The organism is Commensalibacter sp. M0133, assembly GCF_016101485.1.
In the GTDB taxonomy this organism is placed as follows: domain Bacteria; phylum Pseudomonadota; class Alphaproteobacteria; order Acetobacterales; family Acetobacteraceae; genus Commensalibacter; species Commensalibacter melissae.
Window position 1 is genome coordinate 164,964 of record NZ_JACFQI010000002.1, and the last position, 17,549, is coordinate 182,512.

Genomic DNA, 17,549 nt, shown 5'->3' on the forward strand with positions numbered 1-17,549 from the left:
CATTTTCATTTTTTATTATTGGGAATTGAGATACAAACCAGACATAAAAAAATCAAACCAATTCCTAACCAGCCAAAACCTGAAAATTTTTCCCCTACAATTATTACGGCAAGAAATGTTGCAATAACAGGTTCCAACAAGGTTATCAAAGTTGCCATGCTTGTTGGAACAAAGGACAGGCCGTAACCAAAACAAAGATAACCAATAAACATGGGAATAGTCGCCATATAAATTCCAACAGATAAATTGCTCCATGAATTCAAATATGTTCCGCCCGTTATCAATAAAACTGGTAACAGCAAAAGACCACCAACCCCGAAAATACTTCCCATCGCTGCCTTTGATGGAATTTCATGATGTATCAAATGTCTTGCAACCCATGTATAGAATGCATAGGTGAACCCTGCCAACAATCCCAATAAAATACCCAGACTGATTCTTGCAAAGGATATTGGGCTATATAAGGTATGTTGGGCAGAAAAACAGAGCAAGATGATACCCGATACTCCCATAAAGGCACCAATAACCCATTGTAGGGTGACTTTGAAATGATCCATTATGTTTTCAAGTACAGCGGAAAAAAATGGTGCCGAACCAATTGAAACAACTGTTCCAACCGTAATACTGGCAACCCGCATCGAACCATAAAAAGCCAAAGGGTAAAACATAACGGCAAGGGCACCCAATATAATCCAACCTTTTTGACTATATAATTTCCCCTGATAATTTTTTAGACATGGCAAGGCAATCACTGATTGCAACAACCCACCGATACCCATAGCACCTGACCCAATCGCAAGCGCACTCACTTCAGGTGCAAATTGAGCGGCAACCCCTGTTGTCCCCCATAAAACAGAAGCCATTAAAATAGAGATTATCCCTATGTATTTTTTTCCAATATTCATATCCGTTTTTTTACCGATAACTGATTGATTTTACTATCCATTGCAATTCGGCACCTGTTCAATACAATTTTTCAAAATAAAAATAAAATTCATATGGATAAAAAAAAGAGATTATCCTCTTCAGATAATCTCTAATCGCAAACCGATTTAATTCATAATAAATTTATTGCTTGCTCTTATCTACCTGAGTATTCAATTTCTTTCCATTGGATTGATAGGTCTGAAAAGCATTTTCTGCACTCCATCCTCCTCCCAACGTTCTGTACAAAGTTGAAAGACTCTGCATATATTGAAGACGTGCCTGAATAGATGAAACTTGGGCGGTCAATAATGTTCTTTGCGCCGTTAATGTGCTGATATAACTATCAATTCCATTACTGAACCGGGCATAGGACAAACGGTAATCTGTCTGGCTTGCCTTGACATTGTCAGATTCAGCTTTCCACTTTTCTTTTAATGTTGTTCTGGCTGCCAAAGCATCCGCAACTTCCTTGAAAGAAGATTGTATCACTTTCTGATAATGAGCGGCGGCGGCACGCACTTTAGCTTTTGCTGTTCTCAATTGTGCCAGATTTTGCCCCTCATCAATTACAGGTACGGTAATTTTCGGCATAAATGTATAAGCCGCAGAATATGGCCCAAACATTTGTGCAAAAGTTGCTCCTGCCGTACTGCCTGATGTTGTTAGCTGAATGGATGGAAAAAAAGCGGCTCTGGCATATCCAACATTCGCATTGGCTTCTTTAAGCTGATGTTCTGCCAATAAAATATCTGGACGACGTTCGAGAAGATCCGATGGCATACCCGACGCCACCTCTGGCATGGAAACAAAATTATCCAGAGAGGGATTAGGACCGGCCTTTTGCAAGACAGATTGTGGAATAGGCTGACCAATCAACAAAGTAAGACTGTTCAGATCATTGGCAACCGTTTTTTGATAAACCTGCTCCTGACTTCGGGCTTCTTGCAACAATTCTGTTGCTTGTGCCACAGCCTGGGCATTTTGTTGACCATAGGTATGCATTCCTTGAATTAATTGTAAATTCCTTTCACGATTATGCAAGCTTTCCTGAACAGTACGAAGACTGTCACAATCCGCAAGCCAGGCCATATATGTATTGGCAACCTCGCTAATCAACGAAATTTGCACAGATAAAGTATTCTCTACCTGCTGCAAGTAACTTTCCCTGGCCGCTTTGGTCAAACTCCGAACATGATCGAATATATCAATTTCATAATTTGATACACCAAATCCCGTTGATAATTGGTTCCAATGCGTATAGCCCCGCATACCGCCCAAGGTTTTTCCCGGACTCGTTTGATAGGAAGCCCCCGCAGAATAATTTACTGTTGGAAACAAATCACCTCTTTGACGCATGTAACTGGCATGGGAAGCCGTAATATTCTCGATTGCCTCACGTAAATCACGATTATTAGCCAAAGCCATGGAAATTAATTCACTCAAGACTGGATCCCGAAAGAAAACCTTCCAACCGACATTATAGGCTTGTGGCAAATTTGAATCCTTGGGCAAGGGGGGCCCATAAGCGGGGCCCATCGGCCATTGCTGGGAAATTGATGCATCTGGGCGTTTATAATCTGGAACAAGATTACAGGAGGTCGTTGAAAATATCATTAAAGCTAAAGTCATGGATATAAGCGGTGACCGAAATGACTTTCTTATTTTCATCATTATTTTACTCTCCTGTCTGTCCAGCGGTTGCATCAACATTCTTATTATTTAATGGATGAGGACGCACCTTGAATAATCCCAGAACGACAATAAAAAATACAGGGACAAAATAGAGGGCCAACAAAGTGGCTGTAATAACACCACCCACCACACTTGTACCAATGGCCACGTGACTTGCAGCACCCGCCCCTTTTGCAATTGCCAGAGGAACAGTTCCGATCACAAATGCCAGCGAGGTCATCAGAATAGGCCGAATACGTTCACGTGCAGCCATTATCGCTGATTCTTCCAATGTTTTTGTACCAGTATCATAATGTTCCTTAGCAAATTCAACAATCAGGATGGCATTCTTGGCCGCAAGCCCCACGGTTGTTAACAACCCAACCTGGAAATAAATATCATTATCTATTCCACGCAGATAAACCGCTGCCGCCGCTCCAATAATTCCCAAGGGAACCACCAGGATAACGGAAAAAGGTATAGCCCAACTTTCATACAAAGCCGCCAAAGATAAAAAGACTGCCAAAATAGAAACAGCATATAGTTTTCCGGCTTGTCCAGAGGACTTTTCCTGTTCATATGACATGCCCGTCCATTCATAGCCTATTCCCTTGCCAAGTTCATTTGCATAACCCTCAATGATTTTCATCGCTGTACCATTACTGATACCAGGAGCTCCCTGCCCCATGATTTCAAAAGATGGATAACCGTTATAGGTCTCCACTTTCTGAGGAGCCATTTTCCACTCACCATCAACAAACGAGGTTAATGGAACCATCTTGCCATTGTTGTTCCGGACAAACCAACGCCTTAGATCATCAGGCTTCATTCGCGACTTGACATCTCCTTGTACAAACACGTGTTTTACACGGTCACGCAAGTTAAATAATCCCGCATCAGAAGATCCCAGAGCAATGGATAACGTTTGATTGATACTGTCAATACTAACCCCTTGGGCATGTGCTTTATCACGATCAATATTGAAATAATATTGCGGGGCAATAGGCAACCCATTCGGGCGAACGGCAACGAGACGATGATCCGCACTGGCCTTTTTTAACAAAGCGTCCCTTGCCTTCATAAAGGTAATGGTATCCAGATGTCCACGATTTTGCAATTCAAAGTCAAACCCGGTTGACGAACCTAAATCCATAACGGGAGGCGGAAGAAATGCCAACACATTGGCGCCAGGGATAGAAGACAATGCATGCATCGCCCTTGTTGCGATAGCTTGAGCGGTTGCCCTGGAATCGCTACCCCTTTCATCAAATTCTTTCAAACGGGCAACACCAAAAGCTGCACTCTGGGCCTGACCACCAAAATTGAACCCAATCGCCGTAAAAACAAACTTGATATATTTATTCTCATACTTAACAAAGTAATCTGTCATTTTCCGGGTGACATTCGACGTCATTGCGGCTGAAGATCCAGGACTCAATGTTGCCTGCATGTAAACAACCCCTTGATCTTCATCAGGTAAAAACCCTTCGGGTAAAATATAAAAAACACATAATCCGGCAACCGTAATGAATACATAAATAATCATGGTTATACGTGAATGGTGAATCATATGCTTCACCCCTCGAATATACCCATCGACCATTTTATCAAACCCGTTATTAAATTTCGTAAAGAACCAACCGTGCTGTTCCTTTTTTTCCTTAGGTTTTAAAACCGTTGCACACAAAGCGGGGGTAAAAATCAATGCAATGACAACAGAAAGAGCCATCGCTGCAACAATGCTAATTGAGAATTGCCGATAAACCACCCCGGCAGAACCGCTGAAAAAAGCCATGGGAATAAAAACAATGGATAGAACAAGCGCAATACCAACCAGGGCCCCACTAATCTGATCCATGGAAATTTGAGTAGCCTTTTTAGGAGAACAATGTTCCTCCTCCATAACACGCTCAACATTTTCCACGACCACAATCGCATCATCCACAAGCAACCCAATGGCAAGCACCATAGCCAACATTGTCAAGGTATTGATCGAAAATCCAGCAAAAAACAGGATTGCGAATGTTCCCAACAAAACTACGGGAACGGCAATTGCAGGTACAAACGTCGCCCTAAAATTTTGCAAGAAAACATACATCACAACAATAACCAGCAAAATCGCAATAACAAGAGTTTCAACGACCTCTTCCATTGATTCAATAATATATGTCGAGGTATCTTGTGGATATAAATAGGTTGTATTTGCTGGAAAATACTTGGATAATTCTGCAATCTTATTATGAATATCTTTTGACAGCGCCAACTGGTTGGCCCCAGAAGCAAGCTTGACACCAAAAGCAGCAACAGGCTGATTGTTAATCATACCAATTGGCTGATAAGTCATTGGTCCCAATTCAACCCTAGCAACATCTTTCAATCGGATACGTGCACCGTTTACCTGTGTTTTAACAACTATATTCTGAAATTCCTCTGGTGTGACCAAACGTCTTACACCACCTGTATAAATATCAGAACGCTGGTTAGGCAAAGCTGGCAATTTTCCAAATTCACCCAAAGGCTGTTCCGAGTTCTGGGAACCAATTTCATTCATCACATCCGTTGCATTAAGCTGATAATCATGCAGCTTATCTGGATCCAACCAGACACGCATCGCATATTCTGATGAAAAGGCTGTATAATCTCCCAACCCGTTCAATCGGGTAACGGGATTCTGTATATCACTTGCCAATAAATCTCCCAGAGCTCCCTCATCCATGGATTGATCAGAAGATTGAACGGCAAAAAACATCATGTAACTTTTATTGGATTTCGAAATACGAATTCCTTGCAACGCAACCGTTGATGGTAACAATGAACGGGCAACATCAATACGGTTCAATACTTGAACCTGTGCAATATCCGGACTGGTACCCTGTGCAAAGGTGAGGGTAACCAATGCGGTTCCATCAGCATTAGCGGAAGTGGAAATATATTCTAGGTTATCCAAACCGTATAGATTTTGACTGATTGGATCAACAACCGTTCTTTGAACCGTATCTGCGGTAGCACCTGGATAGGTAAAACTTAATGTAATTGGTGGAGGGGCGATTGAAGGCCATTGTGCAATAGGCAGGCTTATAATAGAAATTGTTCCAATCAATGAAACAAGAATAGCAATAACCCAAGCAAAAATCGGCCTGTCAATAAAAAAACGCGACAATGACATGTAAAAATTCCAATTATAACACTTTAATTAGGGACCTCTGCCGTAATCGTCCGTCCTTCTTTAGGAACGACTTTTTGACCTGGCCTGTATGAAGTTGGATTACTAACAAGAAGATGATCACCATCTACTGGACCTTTTGTAACAACCCAGTATGTATCCTGAATACGTTGTAATTCTACATTACGTCTTTCAATAACATTGTCCTTGTTAATAATATAAATATAGGGAGCATTATCCAAACCACGCATAATAGCTTCCTGAGGGATTAAAAAGGCCCCTTTCTCATATCCTTCATGCATAACAGCACGAACATACATGCCTGATAACAATAATTTATCAGGATTACGTATGATTGCCCGCTGAATAACAGATCCTGTTTCCTGATCTGTCACAACTTCGGTAAATAATAAATTCGCCTGTAAGGGATAACGAGAACCATCTTCTAAAATCAAATCAATAGGAACATGGGCTGCCCCACGTAAGGTCTGTAATTTTCCATTTTCCTGTCTTGAACGTAAACGCAACTGTTCTGCGGTAGGTTCAATAATATCAACAAAAATTGGATCAAGTTGCGTAATGACAGCGACTGGATCGGCCTGATTAACAGACATTAATGCGCCCTGCGTTTGGATAGAACGACTTATCCTTCCAGAAATGGTGGCATTAATTCCCGTATATTCAAGATTCAGTTCAGCCTGTCTTACTGTTGCTTTATCACTTTCAATATCAGCCTTAGTTGCTTCTTGTGCAGCAAGTGTATCATCATAATCCTGACGACTGACAGCATCCATATTTTTCAATGGGCCATATCTTTTTAACTTCAAAGTCTGGGTGCGTAATGTCGCCAAATCACGGTTAAGCTTACCCCGCGCCTCATTTAAAGCGGCTTGATAGGGTCGAGGATCAACCTCATAAAGCTGTTGTCCCTTAATAACATCCGTACCTTCTTCAAATAACCTTTTATAAAGATATCCATTTACCTGAGGACGAACCTGTGAAACGCGCATCGGAGAAACACGTCCAGTCAGCTCAACTAAATTCTCAACTTCTTGAGCATGAACCGTTACAAAATTCGCACTAGGTATGGGTCGAGCAGGTTGCTGTTTTTTACATGCATTAAGTGGCAATAATAAAGCAAATAATAAAGCATATTCTTTATGCCATTTTGTAAAGAAAGAATCTGTTATTGTCACTTCTCTTCCCTATTTCCTTAAAAATCAAGATAAATTTACTGTTGAGTATCTATAAATAAAGTAAATTTTAAATTATAATATGAACAATTTAAGCTTATTCACTTAATAATATACATAATATTGTATATTCTTATTAAAAGCCTTCCCATAATATCGGTATGCTTCGAATAAACAACAGTTATTTTTCAACAAACAAAAAAATTGAATCCAAATTTTTCATTTTCAGCAAATTATTGGAAAACTTAACCAATAAATTTAACTATTAAAAATAATCTTATTTACCGTATATTTTTATAAGCTGTATAGCCGGTTTTGATTTTAATATTAAAACTTATAAAGTAAAAATATACAATTCCAACATTTTATTTTAAAAAAAAGAATGACCACCATTGGTAACAACGTCAAAAAAATTAGAAAATATTTAAAACTTTCTCAGTCCCAATTGGCAGAAAGAGTCAGAAAGCTAACGGGTCGATGCTCCCAACAAACCATAGCGAATATTGAAAATGGCAATATTCGTGAAAGCTCTCTTTTACCTTATGTTGCACTTGCTCTGAATGTTAAACTCGACCATCTAAACCCAAATATCGGCAAGGGGAAATTAAAAAGTCAGATTAAACTTACCCCAAAAATAACTCAATTTTTCAATTCAAATTTTAAAGTTAACTCAAAAAAAGATAGCTCTGATTTTAGTGATCATTCTTTTGATAACTTTAAACTGGATGAAGAAATACCTGTTTTCGGTACAATGAACTTGATCCATGATGATTTTATTCTGACGGATACGCCCATTGAGTATGTTAAACGTCCCCATGTTGTAACATTTGAAAAAGATGCTTTCGGTATTTCAATCGCAAACCGTAATATTGAACCTATCTTTAAAATTGGCGACATTATAATTTTACATCCCCGTAAAATTGCCAAGAAAGGAAATATCTGTCTTTTTTTAAAGGTGGATAATAATCTCCACATCTATACAATGGGAGAATTAATAGAGGATCACCAGAATTTCTGGTTAATAAAATATTACAATCCTGAAAAGGAAAGAAAAATCTGTAAAAAAACGTGGCAGAATTATTTTACCGTCGTTGCAAGATTTCTTTAATTCATTGAAACCAGAGAATCAATTCAGGTCTTAACATCTATGGTGGAGTTAAGGGGAATCGAACCCCTGACCTTCTCATTGCGAACGAGACGCTCTCCCAACTGAGCTATAACCCCCTAAAATAAAATCTAATTCATTGATACTATTCCTAGAAAAACTGTCAAGAAAGAATTATATAATCCATACCATAATTTACCATCAGAATCCGTTATCAAGGAATTAGATATGTTTGAACTATATCAATTACTTCAAACCTTATTAAGCCTTTATTCTTTCATCCTGCTCGCTTATTGTATTTTCAGTTTTCTATTTGCACTTAACATCATTAATCCTAACGCACGGGCCGTTTATGTAATTGGCACTTTCCTGAGCAAGCTTTGCGAGCCGATTTTACGACCCATTCAAAGAATTTTACCAGATCTTGGTGGTATAGATATCAGTCCTATCATTGTGTTTTTAATTATTGATTATCTTATTCGTCCATTATTGTTTCGTATTTTTTTTAACTTATCAATTTTTACCCATTAAATTAAAAAATGCCGTTATTCAAAATTAAACAATACCCAATAATGAATCATTATCTTTGCTTTTCAAAAACAGCATTTCGTATCAATTTCTTTTAATTACCATGAATGAACTTTATACAGACCCAAATTCAATTTTTTTCCAGTCGAATAATTTAATCCTTTGATTTCTCCCAATAAATCGACGGAAATATTATCTTTATCCAAATACTCTTTAAACACTTTCTGATCTTTCCGATCAACCAAAGCTATTCCACACACCTTATTCTTTTCAAGAAATGCAGCTGTTTTCATCACGTTAATCAGCTGTGTCTCTTTCCCAACTAAAAAAACCAGGCTTGGTTCTGAATAAGAGGCCGAAGCCAAAACCGTTTTCTGACAGGGTTTAAGAAAATGAACAGTTCGTGCGATTTTATAACTTAGCCATTCTGGTTGTAAAGAAGGAATCAAGATTACGAATAGTTGAATATAAACAATTAGAGCGGCCAATATGGAAAAAAGAGAAGCCCTTTGAACATTTTGTTTGCAGAAACAGTAAATAACATACCCAATCAGACATAATACAGTGACTGCCCCGATCATCGCGGCATAATACCATTCCCCTGTCATGAAATGTGCCCAGATAACACTTCCAACAGCCAGAATGACTCCAACCAAACACCATAAAATCATATAAAAATAAAATAGTCCCTTTCCCAAGACAGAAATTGGACCATGCCACCTTTCAGAAATTTTCCATAATGCAGCAGATGTAAGAATTGCAATCGCAGGATATGTAGGCAATACGTAATGGGGAAGTTTGGTTGCAATAACCTCAAAGACCATCCAATGGGGAATAATCCAACATAACAAAAATTTTACTGATTCAGTTTTTCTTTCCATCCATATAAAAGGTAACGACCATGCCGTAAACAGGGAACCCGGCCAAAATGCAATTAGAAAAACCAGAAGATAATACCCTGGTGGTAATCCGTGCGCCTGTTGTCCTGACGCAATCTTCCCTAAAAAATTCGTACCAACTGCATTTGTGAAAAACTGTCCATGACTTATCAAGGCAATGGCAATACACCAGGGTAGGGCAATCATTACAGAAATTAACCAGCCATAGCCGGGCCTTAATTGTTTCCACCATGATTTATCCTTTTGAACCCAGGCTAGAGTCAAGGGAGTCAATAAGGTTGGGATGAGAATAACTGGCCCCTTCAACATCAATCCACACCCAATTGCGCCCCAATAGATTGCGGCAATGTGAAAAGGTGATTTTTCCACAGATGAACGGGATAACCACGCTTTTGCAACACTCGTTTGGGCAAGTAAAATGAAAAACAGTAAAGTCGTATCTATTGTGGCCATACGACCTTCCGCAGTAAGTATTACCGAAACTGCCAGAAAAATACCCGCAAATAAACCAATACATGAATCAAATAATAGACTGCCTATCCATACAGTCAGTAAAACAGATCCAACCGCAGCAAAGAGGGAAGGAATACGATATGGCCAAACCTCTTTATGACTGATGGAATATGCCGCCTTAACAGAAAACGCTTCCAACCAGTAAATTCCGGCAGGTTGCAGATAACGAGGCTTGTCCTGAAACCGAACATCAATATAATTACCGCTCTCCAGCATTTGAGATGTTGCCTGCATATACCGGGCCTCATCCCTATCCAGTGGTGGAAGGCTTGCTCTACCAGGTAAAAACAACACAAAAACAAACAAGGCAAGCCACAAATAATGACTTGCCTTCAAACGAAAAGACGATTCCGAGAGATGAGAAATACTCATGCTTATCCCTTTTTATCTTGATCTGTTTCGGTCTTAAGACTTTCTAATATTACTAGGCAAATGAATACGATTTAATAACCACATTACCCCCAGTAAATCCCTTATTCCCACAAGGGCACGATTTAAATTGGTATATTTAGAAAATCCATTCAATCTTTGTCTATGATGGACAGGATAACATAATAAAGGAACGCCATAATGGGCAAATAAAGCCGGTAAAAAACGATGTAACCCTTCAAACTGCGGTAAGGAAAGAAAATCGTTTTTCATAAACAATTTCATTGGCGCACCCGTATCTGGACAGCCATCATTCAACAAACGGCGTCTTAACCCATTTGCAAACCGCGTTGCAAACCGACGGGAAAAATTATCATGTCTCTTTAATCTTACCCCTACAACTAACGGGGGTTTTCCTTGATATCGCTGCATTACATTCCACATTGCAACAATATCAATGGGATCATCCTGACCATCCCCATCCAGAGTTGCAATCCATTCCCCCTTTGCAACTTTGATTGCAGTCAATAATGCAGCTGATTTACCGCAACATTTAGGATGAGATAAAATAACAAGCCCGGGAAGAATCGTTTTTTTTATTTCGATTAACTGATCCAGCGTATGATCAGTACTTCCATCATTAACAAAAATAACTTCACTATCAGGCAACTTTGGCAAAACAGAAGCAATTTCCTGACAGACAGGTAAAATATTATCCGCCTCGTTTAAAACAGCAACTACAATTGAAAGTTTATAATTCATGTGCATGAACGAGACGAATAAAATTAGGCATTATATTGATCTTTGGCCAACATCTTGGGAACTTCAGCAATTGCATGATCAATTAAGGACTTATCTTTTTCCTCAGTCATAACAGATGCAATTACTTCTCTTGCAGCTTTTACAGCAATTTCAGCGACCTCTTTACGAACAACTGAAATGGCTTCTTGTTCAGAAGCGGCCATTCTTTGGCGAATAAGCTGTTCATGACGTTCAGCCGCAAATTCTGCATCCTTTTTTGCTTTGGCAGCAATACGGGCTGCAATTTCCTTGGAATTTTGCAACATTCTCTCTGCCTCTTCTTTGGCAGCCTCATGCTCTTTTCTGGCATTCGTATATATTTCTTCAGCTTCCCGACGCAAACGGCTGGCCTCTTCCAGTGCCGCCTGTATCTGTGCAGACCGTTTATCCATCATTGCAGCCAAGGGGCGCCAAATCTTTTTACCAAACAGGACAAAGAATAAAATAAATGCAATAGCAGCCCAAAAACGTGGTTCTTGTAAAAAAAGCATCATACTCTCTCTGCTTGTTTAATGTGAAGACGAAGGGACAAATTGTCTGATCTTTTGATCAATAACGCCGCTATCTATCTCTTCATTCAGCATTTTCTTCACCAAAAGATACGCAACCTCTTTTGACATTTGATCAACCTGGGTCAGGGCTTTATTTCGAGCTTCAATGATGCGTTTTTCAGTATTCTTCATTTCCTGATCAAGCTTACCTTGCAATTCCTGCATTTTTTTTGCAGAATCTGCTTTGGTTTCCTGTAAAATAGCATCAACATGTCTTTGCGCTTCCAGGGCAGCATCATGACGTGTTTTATTTAATGCAGCGACAGCTTTATCAGCCTGTGCCTTAGCCTGACGTGCGGAATTCAAGTCTTGATCAATTTTTGAACGACGATGAGAAATGACATTTTCAACCTGAGGAATTGAAAAATATTTCACCACCAGAAATAAACAAAAGAAAATAATCAATACCCAAAAAAATTGACCCATTACCAATGGGTTTTTAAAGTCCATCTGGGGCATGCCAGCAGCTCTGGCATTCGTAGCAAAAACAGGTGCCAGCAACAGGCTTGCACATCCCCCCGCCACGAGAGACGCCGCCAGACGGGTAAAAAAGACTGAAAAGCGTCTCATATAAAAGAACCCTTTACATGAACAGAATAAGAAAGGCGATCAGGAGTGCGTAAAGAGCCACAGCTTCTGTAAGAGCAAAGCCCAACATTCCCAAACCAAATACATGAGAACGTGAAGCTGGATTGCGAGCAATACTGCTTACCAGAGTTGCAAAAATATTACCAATACCAATACCAACACCGGAAAGAGCGATAACAGCGAGGCCGGCACCAATCTGTTTTGCAGCCAAAAGAAGCGAATGATCCATTTGTTTTTTCCTTGTTATTAAAAATAAAGTAAACGAAACCCAAAGTTAATGATGAACGGCTTCTTGTAAATACATACAGGTAAGGATTGTAAATACATAAGCTTGCAATGCACCAACCAATAGTTCAAGGGCAAATAAGGCTATATTGAGCAAAATAGGAAATATACCTAAAAAACCGCCAACAGCCAATCCCAATCCAGCAGCCAACATAATCGTGAAAGCAGCAAACATTTCCAACATGACGTGACCAGCAACCATATTCGCAAACAAACGAATAGACAGGCTGACAGGTCTCGACAAATAGGACAGGATTTCAATGGGCACCAATAACGGGGCCATTAAAATTGGCGCTCCAGCAGGCATGAAATGGGCAAAAAATTTCAGTCCCTGATTTTTGAGGGAAACAATGATTGCCAAGACAAACACCATCAAGGCCAAGCTTACCGTTACAACGATATGACTGGTAAAAGCGAAAGAAAAAGGCAAAAGCCCAAGATAATTCCCCGTCAGGATGAAGAAAAACAATGCGAATATAAATGGGAAAAACCCTTTGCCCTTTTCACCCATGGTTCCCACAGCCATACTATATACAAATTCATATAGTATCTCTGTTGCCGCCTGATAACGACCGGGAACCACTGCCTTACGACGCATGCCAAAATAAATAGCGACCGGGACAATTACTGCTGCAATCACCATCATTAATTCTGACTGGCTGAAACGGATTGTTTCACCCAAGGTTCCAAAAACTGGATGCAACTCAAATTGACCGAGCGCGTCTATATTATGACCGGCCACTAATTTTCTCCCAATATAAACCGAATCTTACCAAAAATAGCATTTATTTTAACCTTATATCATTAGGTTTAACAAGATGCCAGATATTAAAAATGCCCGCAATCATTCCTAAAACTGAAAATATAAGAATAAAAACTGGTTTTGTTGATAACCAATAATCCAATCCATATCCTATTACAAGACCGACAATAAAGGCAGATACTACTTCTACACCAGCACGACAGGCAAAAAACCAAGGATTAGCGCCATATTCTGTTTTTTTTTCTCGTTTTTTTGAAGAGCGTGGATTTAATCGATCTTCAAAACTATTCAATTTCTGATCAAAGGCATCAAACTGATTCTTTTCCTGATTCATTGTTATAGCTTCAAACCTCCAAACTGAGATCAATAACTGATCCAAACACTTCTTCAAAAATCAATTTCAAAGAAAATTACTGCGGAATATAATCATACGATGGACTTCCTGCAGGGGCACCAGCTGGTGGAACATTAAATTGCGACAATTCTACCATGGTATTTTCCGTCTTACCGATTATCCTTGCCTGTAACGCTTTACCCAGAGAATTGACATTTCCCATCCCGCTAACATAAATTTTCTGACCTACACTCAAAATAAAATCAAGTTTTTTAACATCAGAAGAGCGAATATAAATAACTGTTCCATCCTTTAAAACAACACCCATTTTTTCACCTTGCAAATTATATAAAACTTGCTTGACTATACCATTTACAGACAAATCTGGTCCAATAATAGGTACAGGTGAAAATTTTGCCTCGGGACTATCCTCCTCAATCTGTTCTCCACGTTGATTGATAATCACAAAAGCCTGGACAAAAGGTAATGAATAGGCTTTCAACCCACGAATCACCACGTCCTGACCCGGATGAACAAAGGATTTCACAATTTCCCCAAACATTGTGGAAAATATGATTTGCGTTCCATCCGTCAATAACAATCCACCCAAATTGCCATAAGGGGTAGGAAGATATTGTGCAACATTTCCCTTAACAACAGGCAATACTGAAAAATCCAGAACAGTTTTTGCAACCCGATTATTTTTCTGAACCGGATCAACCTCCCGTATATGATGTATATTTCCATTTTCTGGCCTGGCCTGGCTTTCTGACAGATTGGCATTAACAAAGACAGAACTTACCAAAAAACAGCCGGCTAATTTCCATTGATTGTTTTTCATAAACGACCACAAACCTAAATAAATTTAATAAATTTAATACGAATATACACATATTTATGGTTTTCTGTAATTATATACTGTTTACTTCAAAATGAGAAACAATCAATTTTTTTATAATAATATCCTTTTTTAGACCGAGACACATGTGCATACCTCTTCTGTAACCATCCATCCTTTCAGGGAGAAAAATAGAGCTTTCTCCGTTGTCCTTTTCATCGAATTATGGGAGCGCTTTGGCTATTACGGTATGCAAAGCATTTTAGTGCTGTTCCTCATTAACAGAATGCATTTCAATGATCAGAATGCCAATCTTCTAATCGGTGCATTTTCAGCGATGACTTATGCCGCACCAGTACTTGGGGGATGGATTGGCGATAAAATCATTGGAAACAGAAGAGCGATGCTTTATGGCAGCATAATTCTTGCAATGGGCTATCTTTTATTGGCAGAGGCAACCCATGATACAGCCATTCTATATCTTACCATGGCTGTCATCAGTACAGGAAACGGTCTTTTTAAACCCAATGCGGCAACGCTGGTTCGACGCATTTATGATCAAAACGATGATCAACTGGACATTGCCTTTACCCTTTATTATATGGCAGTCAATGTTGGCTCGACCGTTTCCATGCTTCTCTGTCCAATTCTTAAAGACTATTATGGATGGTCCGCTGCCTTTATCACCTGTTTTATAGGACTTGTCCTTGGCATTCTCAATTATTTTGCCACACATAAAAGATTAAATCCCTATTTGCCCAAGAAAGATCAGGATCCATTATCCTGGCCGGTTCAAGGTCTGATTTTTCTAGGGATTGTCACCTTTATTTCCGGAATGACCTTTCTGATTCAATCGGCAACCTTGATTGCTGCATGTATGTGGGCTGCGGCTATACTGATCTTTCTTTTATGGATCATCATGTATTACAGGATTGATTCATCAAATCGTTATGGTCTAAAAATAATGTATATCCTAACTCTGGAAGGAATGCTTTACTTTATTTTCTATCAACAAATGTCAACATCTTTGACCTTGTTCGCGCAACGGAATATAAATCCCGCTTTTTATATCGGATCATATCATCTTTTCAATTGGTCTTCGGGACAGTTTCAGGCGCTCAATCCCATTGCGATTATCATTCTCAGCCCCATTCTGGCAAAACTATATGACTATATAAACAGGCAATCATATGATATTTCCATTGCCACAAAATTCATTACCGGTTTCAGTTTTGTCGCCTTCGCCTTTGGTATTTGGTGGTTTGCCTGTTTTAGAAGCACAACTCCACAATTATCCTCCTGGGTTATGATATATGGTTATTTTTTCCTTTCTCTGGGAGAACTTTTAACCAGTGGTCTCGGTTTGGCAGTCATTGCCCGCTATGTCCCGGCATCCATGAATGGGTTTATGACCGGATCTTATTTCATGGCTTCAGGTATCTCCCTTTACATAGGCAGTAAAATCGCAAATCTTGCAGCCTCAAAAAATATCAATACAGCAACTGACCATCTTACACTTCAATTATATCAAAATTTATTTTTAAATCTTTTTATCGCTGCCATTATTGTCTTGATTTTGCTGGTTGTTTTATATCCCCTTATTCAAAAATGGGATCGTAATTTTAAAACCAATCAAATATGAAATGAGATTTCATTGATACGAAACCATGTTTATTTTAATATTACGCAAGACATAAAAAGCGCATAAAACCGCAAAAAATCCAAAAGGCATAACCCCAATTGCCTGACCAACCAATATTCCTTTCGGGCCATAAGTTGCACCAAACCAGACAAAGGGAATTGTCCCCAACGTGGCTCTACCCCAATTAAACAGGGTCGACAATAAGGGATATCCCAAATTGTTAAAAGCCGTATTGGAAACAAATAACATCCCCAAAAATAAATTGCTTAAAATAACCCAGTGACAAAATAACCGCATCAGTTCAATACCTGCCGCCTTTAACGCAAACATTTTGACGATCCATTCCTCTCCAACAAAAAAAAGGATCCATGCACATAAAACACATAAACATACCAATTTTAGCGAGACCATCAAAGTTTCACACATCCGATCCCTAAACCCGGCACCGAAGTTTTGCGAAATAATCGGCCCTACCGAACCTGTCAAAGCAAATACAAACGCAAATGCTACAGGAACGATACGATCAATCGCGGTTTGCCCCGCAATTGCATCGCTTCCAAAAGATGCCATTGTTTTGATAACAAAAGTGTTTCCTGCTGGTGTCGCTAGATTGGTTAAAATCGCAGGAAATGCAATTACAAAAACAGGATAAGAATCAGAAAAGATCTTTTTCCAAACTGGCTTATGAATTAATTGATACTTCCTCAAACTATAAAAACCAAAAACGGCAACAGCCGCTCGTGAAAAAACGGTACTTACTGCCGCTCCTTCCAATCCCCAACCAAAATATAAAATGAACAAAGGATCCAAAACCGCCGTGACCAGGGCTCCTGCAATTGTGATATACATGGATCCTTTTGCATCACCCACCGCCCTTAACAATCCAGACAATGCCATTCCCAACCCTATAAAACATAAAAAGGGGGAAGTAATAGCTATAAACTGACCGGCTTGTTCAAGCACTAAATCCTGTGCCCCTAACAAAGATAAAATTGGATATCGGAAAACCATGATCGCAATACCAATTACAATCATAATTACCGTCATCAATAATAAAAACGAATTTATAATCTGACCTGCCAAATCATGTTTTTTGGCCCCAATCAGCCGTGCAGTCACGACCGTGATTCCAATAGACATACCAATACAGATCGCCACCTGCAAAAAGTTAATTACATTGGCAAAACCAATAGCTGCTGTGTAACGTGTATCCCCCAATCTGGAAATATAAAAAAGATTCAGAAAATCAACCAGAAAAACAGCCATTAACCCAATTGTTCCGGTTCCGGCCATAACGATCACATGCCGCATAATAGACCCTTCACAAAAACGGGGTTTATGTATTGATGGATCTTTGGCAGAAATTGTCATAATAAATC

The 17,549-nt window shown here is 39.3% G+C and carries 16 protein-coding genes and 1 tRNA gene; 3 read left to right on the forward strand and 14 right to left on the reverse strand.

Annotation, left to right across the window (positions count from 1 at the left end; all coding sequences use genetic code 11):
- Positions 1-5: 5 nt before the first annotated feature.
- From H3T46_RS05660 to H3T46_RS05675, 4 genes are all read right to left on the reverse strand, one after another.
- Positions 6-905: a DMT family transporter gene (locus H3T46_RS05660; protein WP_110439168.1), complete on the reverse strand. Its 900-nt coding sequence runs from the start codon at positions 903-905 to the stop codon at positions 6-8.
- A gap of 163 nt (positions 906-1,068) precedes the next feature.
- On the reverse strand, positions 1,069-2,598 hold the full coding sequence (locus tag H3T46_RS05665; RefSeq protein WP_198197820.1) for an efflux transporter outer membrane subunit: 1,530 nt from the start codon (positions 2,596-2,598) through the stop codon (positions 1,069-1,071).
- Positions 2,599-2,602: 4 nt separating this feature from the next.
- Positions 2,603-5,764: an efflux RND transporter permease subunit gene (locus H3T46_RS05670; protein WP_283949372.1), complete on the reverse strand. Its 3,162-nt coding sequence runs from the start codon at positions 5,762-5,764 to the stop codon at positions 2,603-2,605.
- Between the two features lie 23 nt (positions 5,765-5,787).
- Entirely contained in the window at positions 5,788-6,957 is a 1,170-nt protein-coding gene (locus H3T46_RS05675; RefSeq protein ID WP_155572374.1) for an efflux RND transporter periplasmic adaptor subunit, read from the reverse strand.
- Between the two features lie 379 nt (positions 6,958-7,336).
- Between H3T46_RS05675 and H3T46_RS05680 the strand changes: the two genes are divergently transcribed.
- Positions 7,337-8,062 (forward strand): helix-turn-helix transcriptional regulator, encoded by a 726-nt coding sequence (locus tag H3T46_RS05680; protein WP_155572375.1) that lies wholly within the window; start codon positions 7,337-7,339, stop codon positions 8,060-8,062.
- A gap of 40 nt (positions 8,063-8,102) precedes the next feature.
- Here H3T46_RS05680 and H3T46_RS05685 read toward each other — a convergent pair.
- Positions 8,103-8,178 (reverse strand) — tRNA-Ala (locus H3T46_RS05685).
- A gap of 109 nt (positions 8,179-8,287) precedes the next feature.
- Here H3T46_RS05685 and H3T46_RS05690 point away from each other — a divergent pair.
- Positions 8,288-8,590 carry a YggT family protein gene (locus H3T46_RS05690; RefSeq protein ID WP_155569721.1) on the forward strand — a complete coding sequence of 101 codons (303 nt, stop codon included), beginning with the start codon at positions 8,288-8,290 and terminating at the stop codon, positions 8,588-8,590.
- Positions 8,591-8,685: 95 nt separating this feature from the next.
- Here the strand turns inward: H3T46_RS05690 and H3T46_RS05695 are convergent, their stop codons facing one another.
- The 8 genes from H3T46_RS05695 to H3T46_RS05730 all read right to left on the reverse strand — a co-directional run bounded on the left by H3T46_RS05695 (position 8,686) and on the right by H3T46_RS05730 (position 14,531).
- Positions 8,686-10,371, reverse strand: coding sequence for a glycosyltransferase family 39 protein (locus H3T46_RS05695; protein ID WP_198197822.1), 1,686 nt, complete (start codon positions 10,369-10,371; stop codon positions 8,686-8,688).
- 33 nt (positions 10,372-10,404) lie between these two features.
- Positions 10,405-11,130, reverse strand: a complete 726-nt coding sequence (locus tag H3T46_RS05700) for a glycosyltransferase family 2 protein (RefSeq protein WP_155581010.1) — start codon at positions 11,128-11,130, stop codon at positions 10,405-10,407.
- A gap of 23 nt (positions 11,131-11,153) precedes the next feature.
- Positions 11,154-11,663: a F0F1 ATP synthase subunit B gene (gene atpF, locus H3T46_RS05705; RefSeq protein ID WP_232350014.1), complete on the reverse strand. Its 510-nt coding sequence runs from the start codon at positions 11,661-11,663 to the stop codon at positions 11,154-11,156.
- Between the two features lie 15 nt (positions 11,664-11,678).
- Positions 11,679-12,290 carry a hypothetical protein gene (locus H3T46_RS05710; RefSeq protein ID WP_110439175.1) on the reverse strand — a complete coding sequence of 204 codons (612 nt, stop codon included), beginning with the start codon at positions 12,288-12,290 and terminating at the stop codon, positions 11,679-11,681.
- A 13-nt stretch (positions 12,291-12,303) separates the two neighbouring features.
- Positions 12,304-12,537 (reverse strand): ATP synthase subunit C family protein, encoded by a 234-nt coding sequence (locus H3T46_RS05715; RefSeq protein WP_110439176.1) that lies wholly within the window; start codon positions 12,535-12,537, stop codon positions 12,304-12,306.
- Positions 12,538-12,582: 45 nt separating this feature from the next.
- On the reverse strand, positions 12,583-13,350 hold the full coding sequence (locus H3T46_RS05720) for a F0F1 ATP synthase subunit A (protein ID WP_110439177.1): 768 nt from the start codon (positions 13,348-13,350) through the stop codon (positions 12,583-12,585).
- Between the two features lie 28 nt (positions 13,351-13,378).
- Positions 13,379-13,690 (reverse strand): AtpZ/AtpI family protein, encoded by a 312-nt coding sequence (locus H3T46_RS05725; RefSeq protein WP_110439178.1) that lies wholly within the window; start codon positions 13,688-13,690, stop codon positions 13,379-13,381.
- A gap of 76 nt (positions 13,691-13,766) precedes the next feature.
- Complete coding sequence (locus H3T46_RS05730) at positions 13,767-14,531, reverse strand: hypothetical protein (RefSeq protein WP_198197824.1); 765 nt, start codon at positions 14,529-14,531, stop codon at positions 13,767-13,769.
- A 145-nt stretch (positions 14,532-14,676) separates the two neighbouring features.
- Here H3T46_RS05730 and H3T46_RS05735 point away from each other — a divergent pair, with 145 nt between their 5' ends.
- The gene (locus H3T46_RS05735; RefSeq protein WP_198197826.1) at positions 14,677-16,170 is read left to right on the forward strand and encodes an oligopeptide:H+ symporter; all 1,494 of its coding nucleotides are present in this window, start codon (positions 14,677-14,679) and stop codon (positions 16,168-16,170) included.
- Positions 16,171-16,179: 9 nt separating this feature from the next.
- On the opposite strand, the gene H3T46_RS05740 is transcribed toward H3T46_RS05735, so the two are convergent.
- Complete coding sequence (locus H3T46_RS05740) at positions 16,180-17,541, reverse strand: MATE family efflux transporter (RefSeq protein ID WP_230873116.1); 1,362 nt, start codon at positions 17,539-17,541, stop codon at positions 16,180-16,182.
- Positions 17,542-17,549 lie beyond the last annotated feature (8 nt).

Excerpts from the sequence above, each read along its gene's own strand:
- H3T46_RS05715 (WP_110439176.1), bottom strand. The coding sequence starts at position 12,537 with ATGGATCATTCGCTTCTTTTGGCTGCAAAACAGATTGGTGCCGGCCTC.
- H3T46_RS05700 (WP_155581010.1), bottom strand. The coding sequence starts at position 11,130 with ATGAATTATAAACTTTCAATTGTAGTTGCTGTTTTAAACGAGGCGGAT.
- H3T46_RS05665 (WP_198197820.1), bottom strand. The coding sequence starts at position 2,598 with ATGATGAAAATAAGAAAGTCATTTCGGTCACCGCTTATATCCATGACT.
- H3T46_RS05690 (WP_155569721.1), top strand. The coding sequence starts at position 8,288 with ATGTTTGAACTATATCAATTACTTCAAACCTTATTAAGCCTTTATTCT.
- H3T46_RS05670 (WP_283949372.1), bottom strand. The coding sequence starts at position 5,764 with ATGTCATTGTCGCGTTTTTTTATTGACAGGCCGATTTTTGCTTGGGTT.
- H3T46_RS05695 (WP_198197822.1), bottom strand. The coding sequence starts at position 10,371 with ATGAGTATTTCTCATCTCTCGGAATCGTCTTTTCGTTTGAAGGCAAGT.
- H3T46_RS05740 (WP_230873116.1), bottom strand. The coding sequence starts at position 17,541 with ATGACAATTTCTGCCAAAGATCCATCAATACATAAACCCCGTTTTTGT.
- H3T46_RS05680 (WP_155572375.1), top strand. The coding sequence starts at position 7,337 with ATGACCACCATTGGTAACAACGTCAAAAAAATTAGAAAATATTTAAAA.
- H3T46_RS05660 (WP_110439168.1), bottom strand. The coding sequence starts at position 905 with ATGAATATTGGAAAAAAATACATAGGGATAATCTCTATTTTAATGGCT.
- H3T46_RS05730 (WP_198197824.1), bottom strand. The coding sequence starts at position 14,531 with ATGAAAAACAATCAATGGAAATTAGCCGGCTGTTTTTTGGTAAGTTCT.
- atpF (WP_232350014.1), bottom strand. The coding sequence starts at position 11,663 with ATGATGCTTTTTTTACAAGAACCACGTTTTTGGGCTGCTATTGCATTT.
- H3T46_RS05725 (WP_110439178.1), bottom strand. The coding sequence starts at position 13,690 with ATGAATCAGGAAAAGAATCAGTTTGATGCCTTTGATCAGAAATTGAAT.
- H3T46_RS05710 (WP_110439175.1), bottom strand. The coding sequence starts at position 12,290 with ATGAGACGCTTTTCAGTCTTTTTTACCCGTCTGGCGGCGTCTCTCGTG.